At 71.7% G+C, this 20,248-nt stretch carries 20 protein-coding genes; 9 read left to right on the forward strand and 11 right to left on the reverse strand.

Features of this window, described 5'->3' with window-relative positions:
- Positions 1-36 precede the first annotated feature (36 nt).
- Positions 37-1,464 carry an argininosuccinate lyase gene (argH, locus tag ACIRHA_RS21910; protein WP_403848160.1) on the reverse strand — a complete coding sequence of 476 codons (1,428 nt, stop codon included), beginning with the start codon at positions 1,462-1,464 and terminating at the stop codon, positions 37-39.
- Between the two features lie 136 nt (positions 1,465-1,600).
- On the opposite strand from argH, the gene ACIRHA_RS21915 reads away from it, so the two are divergent.
- The 3 genes from ACIRHA_RS21915 to ACIRHA_RS21925 all read left to right on the forward strand — a co-directional run bounded on the left by ACIRHA_RS21915 (position 1,601) and on the right by ACIRHA_RS21925 (position 4,041).
- Entirely contained in the window at positions 1,601-2,188 is a 588-nt protein-coding gene (locus ACIRHA_RS21915) for a pyridoxamine 5'-phosphate oxidase family protein (RefSeq protein ID WP_403848163.1), read from the forward strand.
- A gap of 3 nt (positions 2,189-2,191) precedes the next feature.
- Positions 2,192-2,902, forward strand: coding sequence for a L,D-transpeptidase (locus tag ACIRHA_RS21920; protein WP_403848165.1), 711 nt, complete (start codon positions 2,192-2,194; stop codon positions 2,900-2,902).
- A gap of 104 nt (positions 2,903-3,006) precedes the next feature.
- Entirely contained in the window at positions 3,007-4,041 is a 1,035-nt protein-coding gene (locus tag ACIRHA_RS21925; RefSeq protein ID WP_403848168.1) for a bile acid:sodium symporter family protein, read from the forward strand.
- 72 nt (positions 4,042-4,113) lie between these two features.
- On the opposite strand, the gene ACIRHA_RS21930 is transcribed toward ACIRHA_RS21925, so the two are convergent.
- Positions 4,114-4,590 carry a hypothetical protein gene (locus ACIRHA_RS21930; protein WP_403848170.1) on the reverse strand — a complete coding sequence of 159 codons (477 nt, stop codon included), beginning with the start codon at positions 4,588-4,590 and terminating at the stop codon, positions 4,114-4,116.
- 178 nt (positions 4,591-4,768) lie between these two features.
- Between ACIRHA_RS21930 and ACIRHA_RS21935 the strand changes: the two genes are divergently transcribed.
- Both ACIRHA_RS21935 and ACIRHA_RS21940 read left to right on the forward strand, forming a co-directional pair.
- Complete coding sequence (locus ACIRHA_RS21935) at positions 4,769-6,781, forward strand: ATP-binding protein (RefSeq protein WP_403848172.1); 2,013 nt, start codon at positions 4,769-4,771, stop codon at positions 6,779-6,781.
- Complete coding sequence (locus ACIRHA_RS21940) at positions 6,778-7,470, forward strand: response regulator (protein ID WP_403848175.1); 693 nt, start codon at positions 6,778-6,780, stop codon at positions 7,468-7,470. The genes ACIRHA_RS21935 and ACIRHA_RS21940 overlap by 4 nt, the downstream gene beginning before the upstream one ends.
- A 24-nt stretch (positions 7,471-7,494) precedes the next feature.
- Here ACIRHA_RS21940 and ACIRHA_RS21945 read toward each other — a convergent pair whose 3' ends face one another.
- The 6 genes from ACIRHA_RS21945 to ACIRHA_RS21970 all read right to left on the reverse strand — a co-directional run bounded on the left by ACIRHA_RS21945 (position 7,495) and on the right by ACIRHA_RS21970 (position 12,698).
- Positions 7,495-8,055 carry an arginine repressor gene (locus tag ACIRHA_RS21945; protein ID WP_403848177.1) on the reverse strand — a complete coding sequence of 187 codons (561 nt, stop codon included), beginning with the start codon at positions 8,053-8,055 and terminating at the stop codon, positions 7,495-7,497.
- Between the two features lie 14 nt (positions 8,056-8,069).
- Complete coding sequence (locus tag ACIRHA_RS21950) at positions 8,070-9,284, reverse strand: acetylornithine transaminase (RefSeq protein WP_403848180.1); 1,215 nt, start codon at positions 9,282-9,284, stop codon at positions 8,070-8,072.
- Positions 9,281-10,261: an acetylglutamate kinase gene (gene argB / locus ACIRHA_RS21955; RefSeq protein WP_403848182.1), complete on the reverse strand. Its 981-nt coding sequence runs from the start codon at positions 10,259-10,261 to the stop codon at positions 9,281-9,283. Before argB ends, ACIRHA_RS21950 begins: the two co-directional genes overlap by 4 nt.
- The gene (gene argJ / locus ACIRHA_RS21960; RefSeq protein ID WP_403848184.1) at positions 10,258-11,409 is read right to left on the reverse strand and encodes a bifunctional glutamate N-acetyltransferase/amino-acid acetyltransferase ArgJ; all 1,152 of its coding nucleotides are present in this window, start codon (positions 11,407-11,409) and stop codon (positions 10,258-10,260) included. The genes argB and argJ overlap by 4 nt, the downstream gene beginning before the upstream one ends.
- Entirely contained in the window at positions 11,406-12,434 is a 1,029-nt protein-coding gene (argC, locus tag ACIRHA_RS21965; RefSeq protein ID WP_403848187.1) for an N-acetyl-gamma-glutamyl-phosphate reductase, read from the reverse strand. Before argC ends, argJ begins: the two co-directional genes overlap by 4 nt.
- A 102-nt stretch (positions 12,435-12,536) precedes the next feature.
- Positions 12,537-12,698 (reverse strand): hypothetical protein, encoded by a 162-nt coding sequence (locus ACIRHA_RS21970; RefSeq protein ID WP_403848189.1) that lies wholly within the window; start codon positions 12,696-12,698, stop codon positions 12,537-12,539.
- A gap of 76 nt (positions 12,699-12,774) precedes the next feature.
- On the opposite strand from ACIRHA_RS21970, the gene ACIRHA_RS21975 reads away from it, so the two are divergent.
- Positions 12,775-13,767 (forward strand): aldo/keto reductase, encoded by a 993-nt coding sequence (locus tag ACIRHA_RS21975; protein WP_403848192.1) that lies wholly within the window; start codon positions 12,775-12,777, stop codon positions 13,765-13,767.
- A gap of 18 nt (positions 13,768-13,785) precedes the next feature.
- On the opposite strand, the gene ACIRHA_RS21980 is transcribed toward ACIRHA_RS21975, so the two are convergent.
- Entirely contained in the window at positions 13,786-16,293 is a 2,508-nt protein-coding gene (locus tag ACIRHA_RS21980; protein WP_403848195.1) for an alpha-L-arabinofuranosidase C-terminal domain-containing protein, read from the reverse strand.
- Between the two features lie 137 nt (positions 16,294-16,430).
- On the opposite strand from ACIRHA_RS21980, the gene ACIRHA_RS21985 reads away from it, so the two are divergent.
- Positions 16,431-16,895: a DUF6314 family protein gene (locus ACIRHA_RS21985; RefSeq protein WP_403848198.1), complete on the forward strand. Its 465-nt coding sequence runs from the start codon at positions 16,431-16,433 to the stop codon at positions 16,893-16,895.
- Positions 16,896-17,075: 180 nt separating this feature from the next.
- Here ACIRHA_RS21985 and ACIRHA_RS21990 read toward each other — a convergent pair whose 3' ends face one another.
- Entirely contained in the window at positions 17,076-17,510 is a 435-nt protein-coding gene (locus tag ACIRHA_RS21990) for a GNAT family N-acetyltransferase (protein ID WP_403848200.1), read from the reverse strand.
- A 10-nt stretch (positions 17,511-17,520) separates the two neighbouring features.
- Positions 17,521-18,990, reverse strand: a complete 1,470-nt coding sequence (locus ACIRHA_RS21995; protein ID WP_403848202.1) for a PLP-dependent aminotransferase family protein — start codon at positions 18,988-18,990, stop codon at positions 17,521-17,523.
- Here ACIRHA_RS21995 and ACIRHA_RS22000 point away from each other — a divergent pair.
- Together ACIRHA_RS22000 and ACIRHA_RS22005 are read left to right on the forward strand one after the other, a co-directional pair.
- Positions 18,989-19,960, forward strand: a complete 972-nt coding sequence (locus tag ACIRHA_RS22000) for a DMT family transporter (protein ID WP_403848205.1) — start codon at positions 18,989-18,991, stop codon at positions 19,958-19,960. The two genes, ACIRHA_RS21995 and ACIRHA_RS22000, sit on opposite strands and share 2 nt — an antisense overlap.
- A gap of 90 nt (positions 19,961-20,050) precedes the next feature.
- Positions 20,051-20,248 (forward strand): DUF1918 domain-containing protein, encoded by a 198-nt coding sequence (locus tag ACIRHA_RS22005; RefSeq protein WP_403848208.1) that lies wholly within the window; start codon positions 20,051-20,053, stop codon positions 20,246-20,248.

Consider the following 20,248-nt stretch of genomic DNA (forward strand, 5'->3'; position numbering starts at 1 on the left):
CCTTACGGGTGAACCGGGCCTCTCCGTGTGCTGCGGTTACTTCTTCGCTTCGGCCCACGTGCGCTGCACCGTCAGGTCCTGCTTGACCTCGGCGAGCTGGACGGCGACCGCGCTCGGTGCCGTGCCACCGCGGCCCGAGCGGGAGGCCAGGGCGCCCGGAACGTTGAGCACCGTGCGCACCTCGGGCGTGAGGTGCTCGGAGATCTTGGCGAACTGGTCGTCCGTGAGGCCGTCGAGCTCCTTGCCCTCCGCCTCGGCGACCTTGACGCACTCGCCCGCGACATCGTGCGCCACACGGAACGGCACGCCCTGCTTCACGAGCCACTCGGCGATGTCCGTGGCGAGCGAGAAGCCGGCCGGGGCCAGCTCCTCCATGCGCTCCCGGTTGACCATGAGCGTCGCCATCATGCCGGTGAACGCCGGGAGCAGCAGCCGCAGTTGGTCGCAGGAGTCGAAGACCGGCTCCTTGTCCTCCTGGAGGTCACGGTTGTACGCGAGCGGCAGCGCCTTGAGCGTCGCCATCAGGCCCGTGAGGTTGCCGATGAGGCGGCCGGACTTTCCGCGCGCCAGCTCCGCGATGTCGGGGTTCTTCTTCTGCGGCATGATCGACGAGCCGGTGGAGAAGGCGTCGTGGAGCGTGACGAAGGAGAACTCCTTCGTGTTCCACAGGATGACCTCCTCGGCGATCCGCGAGAGGTTCACGCCGATCATCGCGGTGATGAAGGTGAACTCGGCGACGAAGTCGCGCGAGGCCGTGCCGTCGATGGAGTTGGCCGAGCTGCCGTGCTCGAAGCCGAGGTCCCGTGCCACCGCCTCCGGGTCGAGGCCGAGGCTGCTGCCCGCCAGGGCGCCGGAGCCGTACGGCGAGACCGCCGTCCGCTCGTCCCACTGGCGCAGCCGCTCCGCGTCCCGGGACAGGGACTGGACGTGCGCCAGCACGTGGTGGGCGAAGAGCACCGGCTGGGCGTGCTGGAGGTGCGTACGCCCCGGCATCGCGACGTCCGGGTGCGCCTCCGCGAGGCCGACGAGGGCCTCCTGGAGGTCGGCGATCAGGCCGCCGATGGCCCGGGACTCGTCCCGCAGGTACATCCGGAAGAGCGTCGCCACCTGGTCGTTCCGGGAGCGGCCCGCGCGCAGCTTGCCGCCGAGGTCCGGGCCGAGACGCTCGAGGAGGCCGCGCTCAAGGGCGGTGTGCACGTCCTCGTCGGCGATCGTGCCGACGAAGGAGCCGTCCGCGACGTCCGTCTCCAGCTGGTCGAGGCCGGCGATCATGCGGGTCAGCTCGTCCTCGGTGAGCAGTCCCGCCTTGTTGAGCACGCGCGCGTGGGCACGGGAGCCCGCGATGTCGTACGGGGCGAGGCGCCAGTCGAAGTGGACGGAGGCGGAGAGTTTCGCCAGGGCCTCGGCCGGGCCGTCGGCGAACCGGCCGCCCCAGAGGCGGACATCGCCGGTGTTGCTGCTCACGTGCTCTGCTCCTCGGGCCGGTGGATCTGAATGCCGGTGCGTTTGTCGCTGTGCATGATTATGCAGGGTCCTGCATGTTTCGTCAATCGCACTTCGGGGTGCTGACCCGGACCGCCGACACCGGCATGATCCCGGTATGGGAAAAAGTCATGAACGCATAGACGGTCGGCTGCGCACGTTCATCGAGGACCAGCCACTCTTCTTCACCGCCACCGCGCCGCGCTCCGACGACGGAACGGTCAACCTCTCCCCCAAGGGCCTCAAGGGCTCCTTCGTCGTGCTCGACGAACTCACCGTCGCCTACCTGGACTTCGCCGGTTCCAACGCGGAGACCATCGCCCACCTGCGCGAGAACGGCCGGATCACGCTGATGTGGTGCGCGTTCCAGGGCCCGCCGAACATCGTCCGGGTGCACGGCCGCGGTGAGCCCGTGTTCCGCGACGATCCGCGCTTCGCCGAGCTGGTCGGCCGCTTCCCGGACATCGACCCGACCCGCAACGGCCTGCGCGCGATCATCGTCGTGCACGCCGAACACATCCGCGACACCTGCGGCTACGCCGTGCCCTTCATGACGTACGACGAGGACCGCGACCTGCACGGCAGGCGCTTCGAGCGCGAGGACGACGCGGGGCTCGACGCGTACTTCCAGAAGAAGGAGTACATCGCGAAGAGCCTGGACGGCCTGCCCGGGCTGCCGTTGCCGCTGCCGCCCGCTACGTTCTGACCCATGCGCCCCTTTCGAGCAGGTATCGCCACCGCCGTCGCCGCCTGTGCCGCCCTGGGTGCGGCCCCCTCCGCCTCCGCCGCCGCTCCGCTGCCCGCCCGCATGGCGGACACGGGCGGCGGCCGCCAGCTGATCACCGCCGAGGCGCCCCGTACGTCCTCGACCACCGGCACCGTCACCTGGTGGGACCGGGGCGCGAACGGCGGCTGGGTGAAAGCAGGTTCGGCACCCGCGCGGTTCGGGGCGAAGGGGCTCGTGGCGGGGAGCAAGCGCCGGCAGAGCACCAACACGACGCCGGCCGGCCTCTACGACCTGCCCTTCGCGTTCGGCGTCAAGGCGGCGCCGGAGGGGACCACGACGACGTACCGGCGCGTGCACCGCGACTCCTGGTGGTGCCAGGACAACGCCTCACGCTCGTACAACCGCTGGACCGAGCCGCGCCCCCGCGACTGCCGCGCCGCCGAGTCCGAGCACCTCGCCGACTACGCGACGCAGTACGCGCACGCGCTCGTGGTCGGCTTCAACTACCACCGCCCCGTGCACGGCCGCGGCGCCGGAATCTTCCTGCACGTCAACGGGCGCGGGGCCACGGCCGGTTGCGTGTCCGTACCGAAGGACGCCATGCGCCGGATCCTGACCTGGGTGCGCCCCGAGCAGTCCCCGCACATCGCGATCGGGACGGCGGGCGGGGCGACCGGAATCACCAGATACTGATAGGTATACGGACATGGGTACCTATGCGCGTACCGGCTCCCGTGTAGGGACCACATAACGAGACGGGGTTGCGTGGATTCGCCGCCGAGGCGTTGCATCGCCCGGTGCGAAGCGAATCCGAACAGACGTCCCCCACCTCCCCCGCGGCGGAGCCCGCCGCCGAGGACACGGCCGAGACCGCGGCCGGAGCAGCCACGGAGAGCGGGGCCACCGGCCGCGCCGCCCGGCTCGCGGTCACCGTCTTCCCCGTGCTCGTCCTCGTCGCGGGCGCGTGGGGGCTCGCCTCCCCCGGCACGTTCGCCGGCTGGGGCACCAACGTGCCCTACCTGCTGGGCGTCGTGATGTTCTGCATGGGCCTCACCATGACCCTCGCTGACTTCAAGGGCGTCGCGCAGCGGCCGTGGGCCGTCGGGCTCGGCCTCGTCGCGCACTACGTGATCATGCCGGGGCTCGGCTGGGCGATCGCCCACGCGCTCGGCCTGTCCCCGCAGTTGGCGGCCGGTGTCATCCTCGTCGGCTGCGCGCCCAGCGGCACCGCGTCCAACGTCGTGACGTATCTGGCACGCGGCGACGTCGCCCTCTCGGTGTCCGTCGCGACCGTCTCCACCGTGCTCGCGCCGCTGATCACGCCGCCGCTGACGCTGCTCCTCGCGGGCGCGTACCTGCCGGTGGACGCGGGCTCGATGATGACGGACATCCTGAAGACCGTGCTGCTCCCGGTGATCGCGGGCCTGGTCGTCCGGCTCGTGCTCGGCCGGTACGTCGACCGGCTGCTCAAGGTCCTGCCCTGGCTGTCCGCGCTGACCATCGCCGTGATCGTGGCCGTGGTGGTGGCGGGCAGCGCCGACGCCATCAAGTCGGCCGCAGCCCTCGTCATGGTCGCCGTGGTGCTGCACAACGGCCTCGGCCTCGCGCTCGGCTACGGCGCGGGAAAGCTCGGCCGGCTCGGCAAGCCCGCGTCACGCGCCATGGCCTTCGAGGTCGGCATGCAGAACTCGGGCCTCGCGGCGTCCCTGGCCACGGCCCACTTCAGCCCGCTGGCCGCGCTGCCCGCCGCCGTGTTCTCGGTCTGGCACAACGTGTCGGGGGCGCTGGTCGCGGCGTGGATGTCGCACCGCTCCCGAGCGTCCTCCGAGTAATCACGCGGACGCGCGATCGCGATGGGGACGGCCACCCGCCCGGGGCGGCCGTCCCCATCGTCGTATCCCGCCTCACCCCGAGAAGGCGAGCCACACGGCGGACGCCATGGCCAGGGCCGCCAGTGCGAGGGCGGCGACGGCGCAGACGGGCATGCTGCCGGACCGGCGCCGAGCGTCCAGGGCGAGGGTCGCGGCGGCGAAGGCGAGCAGCACCGGCAGCCCGGTCCAGAAGACCAGAGAGGCAGGCAGCGCCACCAGCGCGACGACCAGTGCGGTGACGGCCGTACGCGCGGGCGGCTTCCGCAGTGCGCGCCGGGTCACCACGCCGAAGACCACTGCGGCGCCCGCCGCGGCGAAGGCGATCGCGAAGAGCAGCCCGGGCACGCCCCGGCCGCCGCTCAGGCCCCACCCGCCGTCGCTCTGCGCCCTGAACGGGGTGTCCACGTAGCCGCCGACAGCCATCAGGGCGAGGGCGACCAGTGCGGCTCCGACGGCGGTCCTCCGCAGCGAACTGCCGTTGTCCACAGCGGTGTTCATGGTGGTGTTCATGACGGTCTCCTTCGGTGCGGGGCTCCGGCCGGTCACCGGACGCCGCTCACCGGATCGTGCGTCCACCCCCCGTCCGGGCGCACGGGGCACGGGTCCCGGACGGGCCGGGACGAGTGCCCGGCAAGGCCGGGACCCTCGGACCTCCCCAGAGGGCCGCGGCCGCGCCACACTGAGTCGCATGCGCGTGCATGTCCCTGCGCTTGTCGCGGTGGTGACGGCAGCGGCCCTGGGGGCGTTCGCGGCCGCCGTCGGTGAGCTGCCCGGCTTCTCGGTGGTCTCCCCGGTGCCGCTCGCGGCGCTCGCGCTGGTGTGGACGGCGACCGGTGCGACGCTGCTCGCCCTGCGGCCGGGAAACACACTGGGGCGCCTCGTCGTGACGGTCGGTCTGTGCCAGGCCGCACAGCAGGCACTGACCACGTACGGGGGTCATGGTGTCGTCAACGGATCGTGGCCGCTGGCGAATTGGGCCGCGTGGCTCGCCGCTGGGCTGTGGCTGCCCGGCCTGGTGCCGCTGTTCAACGTGCTGCCCGCGCTGTACCCGCAGGGACGGCTCGCCGCCCGCTGGTGGCGATGGCCGCTGGGCGCGTCGGTGGCCGGGACCCTGCTGCTCGCGGCCGCCGTCTGCCTGGATCCGCACGGTTACGACGACATCGCTCCGGGCCCTTCTCCCCTGACCGCACCGGGCGCCGTGCCGGTACTCGCGATGACAGGAGCTCTGCTCCTTGCCGCGGGCACGGCCACGGTGTGGGCGGGGTCCGTGGTCCGTCTGGTGCGGGCCCGGGCTCCCGAACGCGCGCAGCTGGTCTGGCTGTTGTGTGTGGTGGTGCCGTTCGCGGCGGCGCAGTTCCTGTCGCCGTCGCAGGTGGTGGGTGTGGCCATCGGGTTCCTTATCCCGGTCGCGGTGGCGGTCGGGGTGGTGCGTCACCGGCTGCTCGGCATCGAGGTGGTGCTGCGGCGCGGGCTCGTCTACGGCACGCTCACCGCCGTGGTGGCGGGGGTCTATCTCGCGGTCACCGCGACCGTCGGCAGCACGCTCGGGCGTGGCCCGCTGCCGGGGGTGGTGGCCGCCGCCCTGGTCGCGGTCGGCCTGACTCCGGCGCGCGACCGGCTCCAGTCCGCCGTGGACCGCCTCGTGCACGGTGAGCGCCGCGACCCGGTGCGGGCCGTCACCCGGCTCGGCGACCGGGTGGCCGAGGCCGGCGAGGACGAGCTGCTGCCGGCCGTGCTCGCCACCGTCGCCGACGCGCTGCGTGCCCCCGGCGCGGCCCTGCTCACGCCGGACGGCGAGGTGGCCGCACGCTTCGGCGACGCGGCGGATGGTGCGTACGACTGCCTGCTGCCGCTGCGGGTGGGCGGCCGGGACCTCGGCGTGCTGCGGATTCCGCCGCGGACCGGCGAGCACGGCCCCTACGGGGAGGCCGACCGGCGCCTGCTCTCTGCGCTCGGGCCGCAGGTTGCGGTGGTGGTACGGAGCCTGGAGCAGGCGGCCGACCTGGCGGTGGAGCGGGACCGGGTGGTGGCCGCCACCCGCGCCGAACGCGACCGGCTGCGCCGCGATCTGCACGACGGCCTCGGCCCCGCGCTCGCCGGAGTCGCGCTCGGCCTGCAGGTGCTGCGCGCGGGCAGGACGGACGGCGTGCTCGTCGCCCGGCTCGCCGAGGAGACGGAGACGGCCGTCCGCGAGGTCCGCCGCATCCTCGACGACCTGCGCCCCGCCGCCCTCGACCGGCACGGACTCGCCGAAGCGGTTCGGGGACACGCGGCGACCCTGGCCGCGGGTCCGCTCGACGTCACGGTGGACATCGGCCCCCTGCCACCGCTTCCCCAGGACACGGAGGCCGCCGCCTACCGGATCGCGCGCGAGGCCCTCACCAACACCGCGCGGCACGCCGAGGCCACCCACGCCCATGTTCGTCTGGAGGTCACGGACGGCGTGCTCACCGTCGACATCGCGGACGACGGGCACGGGATGCCGGCCCGGACCCGGGCGGCCCCGCGGCCGGGCGCCGGGGAGAGCGGAGCCGACTCCGTCATGGGCGGACGACCGGGCGCGGCCGAGAACGGGCCCGACGGGATCGGGATCGGGTCGATGCGGCGGCGGGCAGAGCGGATCGGCGGCCGGATCGCGGTGGACAGCGGCCCCGGCGGCACCCGCGTACTGGCTTCGCTGCCATTGGAGGCGCGGAGATGAGCGCGGAGGCCGGCGGCGCCGGGATGAGCGCGGAGGTGCGGGTCGTTCTGGCGGACGACCATCCCATGTTCCGGTTCGGCCTGCGGGCGGTGCTCGACAGCGCCGAGGGCATCACGGTGGTCGGCGAGGCCGCCGACGGCCGGGAGTTGCTCGCCCTCGTGGAGCGCACCCGGCCCGATGTCGTACTCACCGATCTGACGATGCCGGGGCTCGACGGAGCGGCCGCCACCCGGCTGCTGCTCGAGGCCGGGCCCGGCCTCGGGGTGCTGGTGCTGACCATGCACGAGGACGACGAGGCGCTGTTCACGGCGCTCAGGGCCGGAGCACGCGGCTATCTCCTCAAGGGCACCGACGGTACGGAGATCCTGCGGGCCGTGCGGTCGGTGGCGGCCGGGAACGCGGTGTACGGTCCCGCGGTCGCGGACCGGATCGTCGACTTCTTCACCGGGGCCGCCGACCGCTACCGGGCCCAGGTCTTCCCCGAACTGACGGCCCGCGAGCGCGAGGTGCTCTCGCTGGTCGCGGCCGGGAACGGCAACCACGCGATCGCTCGGCGACTCGCCCTGAGCGAGAAGACCGTACGCAATCACGTGGCGTCCGTGCTGCAGAAGCTCCGCCTCCCGGACCGTGCGGCGGCGGTCGCGAGGGCCCGGGACGCGGGTCTCGGCCCTCCGGCCGGGTCCCCGTAGGTGCGAGGCTCAGTGGTGCGAGGCTCAGTGCTCGTTCTGCGCCAGGCGGAGCATGTGGTCCGCCAGGGACTGGCCGCCCGCCGGGTCGCGGCTGATCAGCATCACCGTGTCGTCGCCCGCGATCGTGCCGAGGATGACGTGCAGTTCGGCCTGGTCGATCGCGGAGGCCAGGAACTGGGCCGCGCCCGGGGGCGTGCGCAGCACCACCAGGTTGGCCGAGGCCTCCGCCGAGATGAGCAGCTCGCCGGCCAGGCGGCGCATCCGCTCCTCCTTGGCCGATTCGCCGAGCGGCGCCTGCGGGGTGCGGAAGCCGCCCTCGCTGGGCACGGCGTAGATCAGCTCACCACCGGTGTTGCGGATCTTGACCGCGCCCAGCTCGTCCAGGTCGCGGGAGAGCGTGGCCTGTGTGACCGTCAGCCCGTCGTCGGACAGCAGCTTCGCCAACTGGCTCTGGGAGCGCACCGGCTGACGGTTGAGGATGTCCACTATCCGGCGGTGCCGCGCGGCGCGGGTCTGCGGCACGGCCGCCGCCGCATGCGCCAGGTGCGTTGCCGCGGCCACGTCTCTCTCCGCTTTGCTGCTCATCGTCGTCCCATTCCTCAGGCTCGTCCTTCGTCGTCGGCGGCCGCGTCCAGTACGGCGGGCAGCGCCGCGAGGAACGCGTCCGCCTCGGCGTCGCTCAGGTTCAGCGGCGGCATGAGCCGGACGACGTCGGGTGCGGGCGCGTTCACCAGGAGGCCCGCGTCCTGGGCCGCCTGCTGCACCTGCGGTGCGCGCGGCCCGGTGAGCACGATACCCAGCAGCAGGCCTTCGCCCCTGACATGGCCGACCAGCGGGTGGCCGAGGGCCTCGACGCCGGCCTTGAGGCGCTCGCCGACGGCCTTGGTGTTCTCCAGGAGGCCGTCGCCCGCGATGGTGTCGAGGACCGCGAGGCCCGCCGCGCAGGCGACCGGGTTGCCGCCGAACGTCGTGCCGTGCTGGCCGGGCTTCAGCAGCTTCGCCGTCTCGCCGAAGGCGATCGTCGCGCCGAGCGGGAGGCCGCCGCCGAGCCCCTTGGCGAGCGTCACGACGTCGGGCTCGATGCCCTCCTCCGCCTGGTACGCGAACCAGTGCCCGGTCCTGCCGACGCCGGTCTGCACCTCGTCGAGCACGAGCAGGGTGCCGGTGGCGCGGGTGATCTCGCGGGCCGCCTTCAGGTAGCCGGCGGGCGGTACGACCACGCCGTTCTCACCCTGGATGGGCTCGACGATGACGAAGGCCGTGTCGGTCGTCACCGCCGCCTTGAGTGCTTCCACGTCGCCGTACGGGACGTGCGTGACGTCGCCCGGCATCGGCGTGAAGCCGTCCTGCTTTCCGGGCTGTCCTGTCAGTGCGAGGGAGCCCATGGTGCGGCCGTGGAAGCCGCCGGTGGTGGCGACCATGTGCGTCCGGCCCGTGAGTCGGCCGATCTTGAACGCGCCCTCGTTGGCCTCGGCGCCCGAGTTGCAGAAGAAGACCGCGCCGTCCCGCCCGAAGAGCTGGAGGAGACGCTCGGCGAGCGCGACCGGCGGTTCGGCGACGAACAGGTTCGATACGTGGCCGAGAGAGGCGATCTGCGTGGAGACGGCCTCGACGACCGCCGGGTGGGCATGACCCAGCGCGTTGACCGCGATGCCGCCGACGAAGTCCAGGTACTCCTTGCCGTCGGCGTCCCACAGCTTGGCGCCCGCGCCCTTGACCAGCGGCAGCCGCGGGGTGCCGTAGTTGTTCATCAGGGCGCCCTGCCAGCGCGCCGTCAACTCCTGGTTGGCCGTCACATCCTGGTCAGCGGTCATGAGTTGCCCTCCCCCTCCGTGTCGCCCTCTTTGTCGGCCATCACCATCGTGCCGATGCCTTCGTCGGTGAAGATCTCCAGCAGGATCGAGTGCTGGACCCGCCCGTCGATGACGCGGGCCGTGTGCACGCCGTTGCGCACCGCGTGCAGGCAGCCCTCCATCTTCGGGACCATGCCGCTCGCCAGCTCCGGGAGCAGCTTCTCGAGTTCGGTGGCGGTGAGCCGGCTGATGACCTCGTCGGAGTGGGGCCAGTCCTCGTAGAGGCCCTCGACGTCGGTCAGCACCATCAGCGTCTCGGCGTCCAGCGCAGCAGCGAGTGCCGCAGCCGCCGTATCAGCATTGACGTTGTAGACATGCGAGTCGTCCTGGGAACGGGCGATCGAGGAGACGACCGGGATCCGGCCGTCGGCGAGCAGGGCCTCGATGGCGCCGGTGTCGATCTCGGTGATCTCGCCGACGCGGCCGATGTCGACCAGCTCGCCCTCGATGCGGGGCTGGTGCTTGGTGGCGGTGATGGTGTGCGCGTCCTCGCCGGTGATGCCGACGGCGAGCGGGCCGTGCTGGTTGAGCAGGCCGACCAGCTCGCGCTGCACCTGCCCGGCGAGCACCATCCGTACGACGTCCATGGCGTCCTCGGTGGTGACCCGGAGGCCCGCCTTGAACTCGCTGACGATGCCGTGCTTGTCGAGCGCCTTGCTGATCTGCGGGCCGCCGCCGTGCACCACGACCGGCTTGAGTCCGGCATGGTGCAGGAAGACGACGTCCTGCGCGAAGGCGGCCTTCAGGTCTTCGTCGATCATGGCGTTGCCGCCGAACTTGATGACGACCGTCTTGCCGTTGTGCCGGGTCAGCCAGGGCAGCGCCTCGATGAGCGTCTGTGCCTTGGGGAGCGCGGTGTGCTTCCGCGCTCCGGCCGCCTTGGTCTCTTTCGGCTCGTTGGCCTCGTGGGCCTCGTGGGCCTCTGGGGTCTCGCTCATGAGGAGTACGCGCTGTTCTCGTGGACGTAGTCGGCGGTCAGGTCGTTGGTCCAGATCGTCGCGGTCTCCGCGCCCGCGGCGAGGTCGGCGGTGACGACGACCTCCCGGTAGCGCATGTCGACCTTCTCGCGGTCCTCGCCGACGCCGCCCTTCTTGCAGACCCATACGCCGTTGATCGCGACGTTCAGCTCGTCCGGCTCGAAGGTGGCCTTCGTGGTGCCGATGGCGGAGAGGACGCGCCCCCAGTTGGGGTCCTCGCCGTGGATGGCGCACTTGAGGAGGTTGTTCCGGGCGATGGAGCGGCCCACCTCGACGGCCTCGTCCTCGCTCGCGGCGTTGACGACCTCGACCTTGATGTCCTTGCTGGCGCCCTCGGCATCGCCGATGAGCTGCCGGCCGAGGTCGTCGCAGACCTCGCGGACGGCCTGGGCGAACTCCTCGTACTCCGGGGTGACTTCGGCGGCTCCGGAGGCGAGCAGCAGCACCGTGTCGTTCGTGGACATGCACCCGTCGGAGTCGACCCGGTCGAAGGTGACGCGGGTGGCGTCGCGCAGCGCCTTGTCGAGCGTCTCGGTGTCGAGGTCGGCGTCCGTGGTCAGCACGACCAGCATGGTGGCGAGGCCGGGGGCCAGCATGCCGGCGCCCTTCGCCATGCCGCCGACGGTCCAGCCCTCGCCCTGGTGCACCGCCGTCTTGTGCACGCTGTCGGTGGTCTTGATGGCGATGGCGGCCTTCTCGCCGCCGTGCTCGGAGAGCTGGGACGCGGCCGTCTCCACGCCGGGCAGCACCTTGTCCATGGGGAGCAGCTCACCGATGAGCCCGGTGGACGCGACGGCCACCTCCCCGGCGTTGAGCTCCAGCACCTCGGCGACCTTCTCCGCCGTGGCGTGCGTGTCCTGGAAGCCCTTGGGGCCCGTGCAGGCGTTGGCCCCACCGGAGTTGAGGACGACGGCGGAGACGAGGCCGCCCTTGAGGACCTGCTCGGACCAGAGGACCGGGGCGGCCTTGACGCGGTTGGAGGTGAACACGCCCGCGGCCGCCAGGCGGGGGCCGCGGTTGACCACGAGGGCCAGGTCCGCGTTCCCGCTGTTCTTGATTCCGGCGGCGATGCCCGCGGCCTGGAATCCCTTGGCTGCCGTCACACTCACGGCGCGACTCCGATCGTCGAGAGCCCGGTGGTCTCGTCGAGACCGAGGGCGATGTTCATGGATTGAATGGCACCGCCGGCGGTGCCCTTGGTCAGGTTGTCGATCGCGCTGATGACGATGACGCGGCCCGCCGCTTCGTCGTACGCGACCTGGATCTGCGCCGCGTTCGACCCGTACACGGCCGCCGTCTGCGGCCACTGGCCCTCGGGCAGCAGGTTGACGAACGGTTCGTCGCCGTACGCCTTCTCGTACGCGGCGCGCACCTGGTCGGCGGTGACGCCGTCCTTGGCCTTGGCGCTGCACGTGGCGAGGATGCCGCGGGGCATCGGCGCGAGCGTCGGCGTGAAGGAGACGGAGACCCGCTCCCCCGCCGCGGCGCTGAAGTTCTGGATCATCTCGGGGGTGTGCCGGTGACCGCCGCCCACCCCGTACGGCGACATGTTCCCCATGACCTCGCTGCCGAGCAGGTGCGGCTTGGCCGCCTTGCCCGCGCCGGAGGTGCCGGACGAGGCGACGATCACGGCCTCGCTCTCCACGAGGCCCGCCGCGTACGCGGGGACGAGGGCGAGCGAGACGGCCGTCGGGTAGCACCCGGGCACCGCGATGCGCTTGGACCCCTCAAGGGCGGCGCGGCTACCGGGCAGCTCGGGCAGGCCGTAGGGCCAGGTGCCGGCATGCGCGGAGCCGTAGAACTTCTCCCAGTCGCCCGCGTCCTTCAGCCGGAAGTCGGCGCCCATGTCGACGACGAGGACGTCCGGTCCGAGCTGCTCGGCGACGGCGGCGGACTGCCCGTGCGGCAGCGCCAGGAAGACGACGTCGTGCCCGGAGAGCACCTCCGTCGTGGTCTCCTGGAGGACTCGGTCGGCGAGCGGGAAGAGGTGAGGCTGGAGCGCGCCCAGGCGCTGCCCCGCGTTCGAGTTGCCCGTCAGGGCGCCGATCTCCACCTCGGGGTGAGCGAGAAGCAGGCGCAGCACTTCGCCGCCCGCATATCCACTCGCTCCCGCCACTGCTGCGCGTACCGCCATGGAACCCTCCTCTTGGATGGCATGACTATACGTCGCTGTGCACGTTTATGCAACGAGTGGTGTGATCGGCACAGTCCGGCCACGGGAGGCGGCGCATGCGGCTCAGCCGCGCTCCAGGCGTACGACGACGGGCGCGCCGAACGGGTCTCCGAACTGGCTGGCCTCCACCTTTCCCGCGCCGATCCATTCGTCGGTGCCCGGGATCCGGTGGATCTCCGGTTCCTTCGCCTGCCCGGCGCGCGGGCAGCGTACCCGGGGGCGCACCGCTTGCCCTGGAGTGCGCTCCAAGTCATACGGTCGAGCACGTAGGGCACCGGCACCATCACAGGAGGCAGCACCTATGTCGAACCTTCCCACTCGCCGCCTGGGCGGGCTCACCGTCTCCGCGCAGGGCCTCGGCTGCATGGGCATGAGCCACGGCTTCGGACCGTCCGACGACGAGCAGTCAATCGGCACGATCCACCACGCCCTCGACCTCGGTGTCACCCTGCTCGACACCTCGGACTTCTACGGAAGCGGGCACAACGAGGAGCTGATCGGCCGCGCCCTCGCCGCGCCGGGCCGCCGCGAACAGGCCGTCCTGGCAACGAAGTTCGGCTTCGCGAACGAGCTCGGGCAGCCGGTCGAGATTCGCGGCGACGCGGCCTATGTGCGCCAGGCCTGCGAGGCCTCGCTGCGCCGGCTCGGCGTCGACCACATCGACCTGTACTACCTGCACCGCGTCGACCGGGACGTGCCCATCGAGGAGACCGTGGGCGCCATGGCCGAACTCGTGAAGGAGGGCAAGGTGCGCCACCTCGGCCTCTCGGAGGCGGGCACGGACACGCTGCGCAAGGCGCAGGCGACGCATCCCATCGCGGCGCTGCAGAGCGAGTTCTCGCTGTGGACGCGCGACCTGGAGGCGGAGATCCTGCCGGTGTGCCGGGAGCTGGGCATCGGCCTCGTGCCGTTCTCGCCGCTGGGCCGCGGCTTCCTCACGGGCGCCTACAAGTCGACGGAGCAGTTCCAGGAGGGCGACCTGCGCCGCTCCCAGCCGCGCTTCACGGACGGCAACCTGGAGCGCAACCTCGCGATCGTCGCCCGCCTGGAGGAGCTGGCGGCCCAGAAGGGCGTCACGGCGGGCCAGTTGGCGCTCGCGTGGGTGCAGCACCAGGGCGACGACGTGGTGCCGATCCCCGGCACCCGCCGCCAGAAGTACCTGGAGGAGAACGCGGCGGCGGCGACGCTCGAGCTGTCGGCGGACGAGCTGGCCGCGATCGACGCGGCGGCCCCGGCCGGCGAGGTGGCCGGGGACCGCTACGACGCGGGCAGCATGCGGTTCGTGAACGGCTGAGCGCGCGCCTCGCGAGGTTCAGCCCTTCTTGATCCTCAGGAACGTCACCGAGTTCCCCGGGAACGTGTACGTGAATCTGTCGGACACATCCGCGAAGGTCGACGTCACCGGCTTCACGGGCCGGTCGGTCGCCGTGTTCTCGGCGGCGGGCGCCGCCGTCAGCGTCGTCACCGCCGCCGAGTGCGCGACGTCCGCGCCGCCGAGGTCGACCTTCGTACGGGCCGCGGAGTCCTGCGCGTTGACGACCTTGACGATCAGGTCGCCGGTGGCCTTGTCCCGTGTGACGACCTGACGGAAGGGCTCCGCCGGTTTGTCGTCCTTGAAGGAGCCCCACTCCTGACCGTCGAGGTACAGGGTGACCTGGCGGCCACGGACCTTGACGTCGACGTCGTAGGCGCGGCCCGTCTCGATCGATCCGGCCTTGGACATCAGCGTCGACTTGCCGCCGTTCACGGCCTGTTCGACGGCCGACTGCGTGTTGTTCCAGCCGCCGAGGTTCCACCAGTAGTAGTTCCCGGTGTCCTTGACCCCGAAGGCGACGAGGAAGCCCTCCTTGCCGGACTTCTTGGTCGCCTTGACGTGCAGGTCGTAGTTCTGCCAGCTCGGGTCGCCCGCCGTGACCAGCGTGTTCTCGGCGGCGGCGTCGGACTGTACGTACTGCCCGTCCTGGACGCTCCAACTGCCGCTGCCCGACCCCTTCCACTGCGCGGCGTCACCGCTGAAGTCGTCGCTCAGCAGCGTCTTCCCGTCGGCGTCCGTGACCTTCACGTCGTCGTACGCGGCGCTGGTGGCCCAGGTCGACAGGCCCACGGCGCCGGTGATCGGCTCCAGGGTCGACGGGGTGGCGGTGGCACTGGACGGAACCACGCGGTCGCCGACGTTGCGCATGAAGAGCTTCTGCACCTCGTAGTCGGCCGAGCCCCAGGACTTCTGGTCGTTGAACCAGATCATGTCGGGCTTCCACTGCACGGTGTCGGTGCGGGCGAACAGCGGCGCATAGGAGGCGAGCTTGACGACGTCCGCGTTGCGTTCCAGGCCCGTCATGTAGGCGGCCTCGGACATGGCGTTGGACCACTGGTTGCCGAGCGAGGCGTACTCGCCGAGGAAGACCTTGGGGCCCTGCCTGTCGTAGGAGTCGTAGCGCTCGTTGTTCTGGAGGAACCACTGCGGGCTGTTGTAGTAGTGCTCGTCGACCATGTCGACCTTCGCGTCCTTGTTGAGCTTCCAGGCCGTGTCGAAGGTCGTACCGCTGTCGTCGGGGCCGGAGTTGGAGATGACGGTGATGCCCGGGTACTTCGCCTCGATGGCGGAGCGGAACTGCTTGAAGCGCGCCATGTACTCGTTCGGCAGGTTCTCCTCGTTGCCGACCGCGAGGTGCGTGAGGTGGAAGGGCTTCGGGTGGCCCATCTCGGCGCGGAGCTTGCCCCACTTGGTGCTCGTCGGCCCGTTGGCGAACTCGATCAGGTCGAGCGTGTCCTGGATGTGCCGCTTCAGAAGCGCGTCGTCGTCGGTGGCCTTGTTCTGGCCGCAGCCGGTGACGAGGGCGGGGACGACGGGCAGCGGCATCGCGCCGATGTCCTCGGCGAACTGGAAGTACTCGAAGTAGCCGAGGCCGTAACTCTGGTTGTAGCCCCAGAAGTTCGCGTTGGTGGCGCGCTGCTCGACCGGGCCGACCGTGTCCTTCCACTGGTACGCACGCTTGCGCTCGTAGCCGGAGGCCTCGTCGTAGCCCTTCATGGAGCCGGTGTTCACCAGGCAGCCGCCGGGGAAGCGTACGAAGCCGGGCTTGAGGTCCGCGACCTTCTCGGCGAGGTCCTTACGTAGGCCGTTCTTGTGGCCCTTGTAGGTGTCGCGCGGGAAGAGCGACACCATGTCGAGCGCGGCGTCCTTCGTGGCGGCGACGGTGAGGCGCCCCGTCGTGGTGTCCTGGCTCGGTGTGAACGTCGCCCTGTACTGGGCCCAGCCGCCGCGCGTCCGCAGCTTGCGGGGTGTGGCGAGGGCGCCGTCGGCGTCGCCGAGGGTCACGGTGAGCTCTGAGTCGCCGCGCGCCCAGAGCGAGAAGTCGTACGCCTTGCCCTTGGCGAGGGTGTATCCGGTGCCGTAACCGGAGTTGGTGGCGCTCGAACCAGCCCCCAGGGACAGGTAGTTGCGGTTGCGGGCGTTGAGGCGCCCGTCGTCGTCGACGACCTTCGCCGTGCCGCTCGTCCTCCAGGCGGTGAGCGGGGTGTAGTCGCTGTTGTCGGCGGTGGAGTACTCGAAGGACCGGTTCTGTACGAGTTCGGCGTAGAGCCCGCCGTCGGCGGCCCGGTTGATGTCCTCGAAGAAGACGCCGTACATCGTGTCGTCGATGGCCGCGCCCGAGCGGTTCGGGTCGACGGTGACGGAGTAGTCGGTGACATCGGCCGCCGCCCCCGTGCCGCCCTTCTCCGCGGCCGATGACGGCAGCACGGCCGCGCTCACCAGCAGGGATCCCGCGGCGGCTGCCAGCCCCCATGTCCTCCAGCGTCTGCGTCGTCCACGCGTCATGCGCACTCCTCAGCCCTATGCGAAAGCCCTAGACGGATGTTCGATATCTCGTACGGCGTCCTAAACTGCGAACGGCAAGATAGGGAGCAGAGGTACGCGCGTCAACGGTTCGCGCAGAGGTGAGCGGAGTGGTGTACGTGGCAGCGGAACTCTGGCCGGTTTCCGACGTGTTGGCGTTTCTGGCGGGGAGCTGGCGGGTCGAGCGGACGGTGCGGGATCTCGCGGCGGACGTGACGGGGACGTTCAGCGGGACGACGGACTTCACGGCTGAGGGGGACGGGCTGCGGCACTTCGAGTCGGGGATGTTCGAGTGGCGTGGGGTTGTTCGGCCCGCCGAGCGGACGCTTCGGTATGTGCCGGGTGAGGAGCGGGGCACGGCCGTGGTGTGCTTTGCCGATGGGCGGTTCTTCCATGGCCTGGATCTGCGGGCGGGGCGGTATGTCGCCGACCATCCGTGTTCGGCGGATCTGTACCGGGGGGAGTTCACCGTGTACGGCGTGGATGCCTGGCGGGCCGTGTGGCGGGTGAAGGGGCCGGCCAAGGATCTGTTGCTGGTGACGGAGTACCGGCGGGCCGAGGATGGCGGAGGCCCCCGTGGTTGAGGCCGCGGGGCTCTGCCCCGGACCCCGCGCCTCAAGCGCCGGCGGGGCTTCAAAAGATCGGGGCTCTGCCCCGGACCCCGCTGCTCAATCGCCGCAGGGGCTTGATTGGCTCAGCCGCCGCGGGGGCTTGAATTGCCCACCCGCCACGGAAGCTTGAAAGGCCCACCCGCCGCAGGGGCTTCACACGGTGAAGTACAGCGCCATCCACTGGTCCGGGTGTTCCAGAGGGGCGAAGCCGATTTCCTCGTAGACACCGTGGGCGTCCCGCGTCGCCAGGAGGATGCGGCGGATGCCGAGGGGCTTGAGGTGGTCGCGGACTGCCGTCACCATCGCCTTGCCGATGCCCTTGCCGCGTACGGAGCGGTCCACGTACACGTCGCAGAGCCAGGCGAACGTGGCCTCGTCCGTGACCACGCGCGCGTAGGCGACCTGTTCGCCCGAGGCCGCGTCGTACACGCCGAAGTTGAGGGACCCGGCGAGCGCCTTGTCCTGCTGGGCGCGCGGCCGGTCGAGCGCCCAGTACGCGTCCTCGGAGAGCCACGCGTGGACGCGGTCCGTGTCGAGGCGGGCGGGGTCGGTGGATATCGCGTAGCCGTCGGGCAGTGAGCTGGTCATTCCGGGATCCTCACAGGTCGGAGGCGTGCGCGTCGAGTGGATTCGGATCCAGGACCTTCGCGCAGGCCTGCTTCAGGCGGCGTACGCCCTCGGTGAGCTCCGCGGTCGACGCGACGCCCACGAAGCTCAGCCGGATGTGCGGCGCCGGGGGTTCGGCCGAGAAGTACGGGCGGCCGGGGGCGACCGCGACGCCCGCGCGCAGGGCGCCCGCGACCAGCGCCGTCTCGTCGCCGCCCTCCGGCAGGCGCAGCCACAGGTGGTAGCCGCCGGCCGGGATGTGCGTGAGGTCGAGCGCCGGGAGGTCCGTGGTGATCGCGGCCGCCAGGATGTCGCGGCGCGACCTCAACTGCCCCGCCAGGGTGCGCAGATGGCGCGGCCAGGCCGGGGACCCGACCAGTTCGAGCGTGGCCTCCTGGAGGGGGCGCGGCACGAAGAGGTGGTCGACGACCTGGATCGCGCGCAGCCGTTCCAGGACGGGGCCGCGGGCGGCGAGGCAGCCGATGCGCAGGCTCGGCGAGGTCGCCTTGGTGAGTGAGCAGACGTGGACCACCACGCCGTCCGGATCGTCGCTCGCCAGCGGCCTCGGCAGCGGCCCCGCGTCCTCGTGGACGAGGCGGCGCACGAAGTCGTCCTCGACGACGAACGCCCCGGCCTCCCGCGCGATCCGCAGCACCTCGGGCCGGCGGTCGGGCGAGAGGACCGCCCCCGTCGGGTTCTGGAACAGCGGCTGGCACACGAAGAGCCTGGCGCCGGTCGCCTTGAAGGCCTGCGCGAGGAGTTCGGGGCGTACTCCGTCGCTGTCCACCGGCACCGGTACCGGCCGGAGGCCCGCAGCCCGCGCGATCGCCAACATGCCCGGATACGTGGGTGATTCGACGAGGACGGGGGCGCCGGGCGGCGCGAGTGCGCGCAGCGCCGTGGTGAGCGCCGACTGCCCGCCGAACGTGATCAGCACGTCCGAGGCGGAGACCGCCCCGCCGATGCCGCGCGCGAACCACTCACGCAGTTCGGGGAGGCCGTCGACGGGCGGCTTGGCCCAGGCCCCGGGGCGCCGTCCGGCGCGCGCGAGGGCGGCGGACATCGCGGTGCCCGGTTGCAGTACCGGGTGCAGATAGCCGGTGTTGAGCTCGATCACGCCGGGTGGCGGCGGCGAGAGGGTGACCAGGACGCCCGCCGCGTCGACCGCGCGCGGCACGACCTCCGTCGCGGCGTCGGCGCTCAGCGCGACCTCCTGCCAGGAGGTGTCGCCGACGGGTCCGGCCGAGGCCCGCGCCTCGGCCCGGTAGGCGCCGGCTCCGGGCCGGGTGACGACGAGCCCCTCGGCGGCGAGCTGGGCGAGCGCGCGGGAGACCGTCACCGGACTCACCTTGAAGCGCTCGACGAGCGAGCGGCTCGACGGCAGCTTTTCGCCCGCCGAGTAGCGGTTCAGCTCGGATCGGAGCTGTTTCGCCAGTTCACTCACGCTGCTACTCTGTTGCATGAGAGCACAGAATAGCGCTATCGAGCGGGACCGGGTAGCAGTTGCCGGCCGACCGACCGCCACGGCCACCTCGCCCGACGCGGCCGAAGCCCTCGCGCCCCCGGTCCGGCCGGGCAGGCTCGCCGGAACGCTGCTCGCCGCCATCGGCGTCACGTCCTTCTCGCTCACCTTCCCCGCCACCGCCTGGGGCCTCGAGGGCTTCGGCCCGTACTCCCTGATCAGCGTGCGCTGCGCCCTGGCCGCGCTCGTCGCGGGCGCCTGCCTGCTGGCCCTGCGCGTCCGGCCTCCCGAGCGGCGGCACTGGGCGGGCCTCGCCGTCGTCGCCGCCGGAGTGGTGGTCGGTTTCCCGCTGCTCACCACGCTCGCCCTTGAGACGGCGACGACCGCGCACTCCGCGGTGGTGGTCGGCCTGCTGCCGCTGACCACGGCCCTCTTCTCGTCGATACGCACCGGAACCCGCCCCTCGCGCACCTTCTGGATCGCCGCGTGCGTGGGCGCGGCCGCGGTCATCGCGTTCACTGTGCAGCAGAGCGGCGGCGCCCTCACCCGGGCCGACCTGTTCCTGTTCGGGGCGCTGCTGATCTGTGCGGCGGCCTACACCGAGGGCGGCCGGCTCGCGTCCGTGCTGCCGGGCTGGCAGGTCATCGCGTGGGCGCTCGTGCTGTGCCTGCCCCTCGCCGTGGCGGGCGCGGCGATCTCCCTGCCGTACGAGCCCGTGCACCTGACCGGGCACGCCGTGGCGGGGCTGCTGTGGGTGGCGGTCGGCTCGCAGTTCCTCGGCCTGGTCGTCTGGTACAAGGGCATGGCGATGATCGGCATCCCAAAGGCGAGCCAACTCCAGCTCGCGCAACCGCTGTTGACCCTCATCTGGTCGGTCGCCCTGCTCGGCGAGACGCTGCCGGTCGCGGCACCGCTGACCGCGGTGGCGGTCCTGCTGTGCATCGCGGCCACCCAGCGCGCCCGCGGCTGAACACCCGACGGGCTCCAACTCCCGTGCACGGCCGTACACTTGCCGCACAGCACGGCAGGCACGTACGGCACGTAGAGGAGGTCACTCCTGATGCGCGCAACCGTAGGGGACCAGCTCCTGGTGCACGGCCGGATCGTCGGGCAGCACGACCGGGTGGCGCAGATCGTCGAAGTGCTCGGCGCGGACGGCGATCCGCCGTTCCGCGTGCGGTTCGAGGACGGCCACGAGGCGATCATGTCGCCGGGGCCCGACGCGGTCGTCCGGCACCCGACCACACAACGGGACTGA

It is taken from the genome of Streptomyces sp. NPDC102360 (assembly GCF_044766085.1).
Classification (GTDB): domain Bacteria; phylum Actinomycetota; class Actinomycetes; order Streptomycetales; family Streptomycetaceae; genus Streptomyces.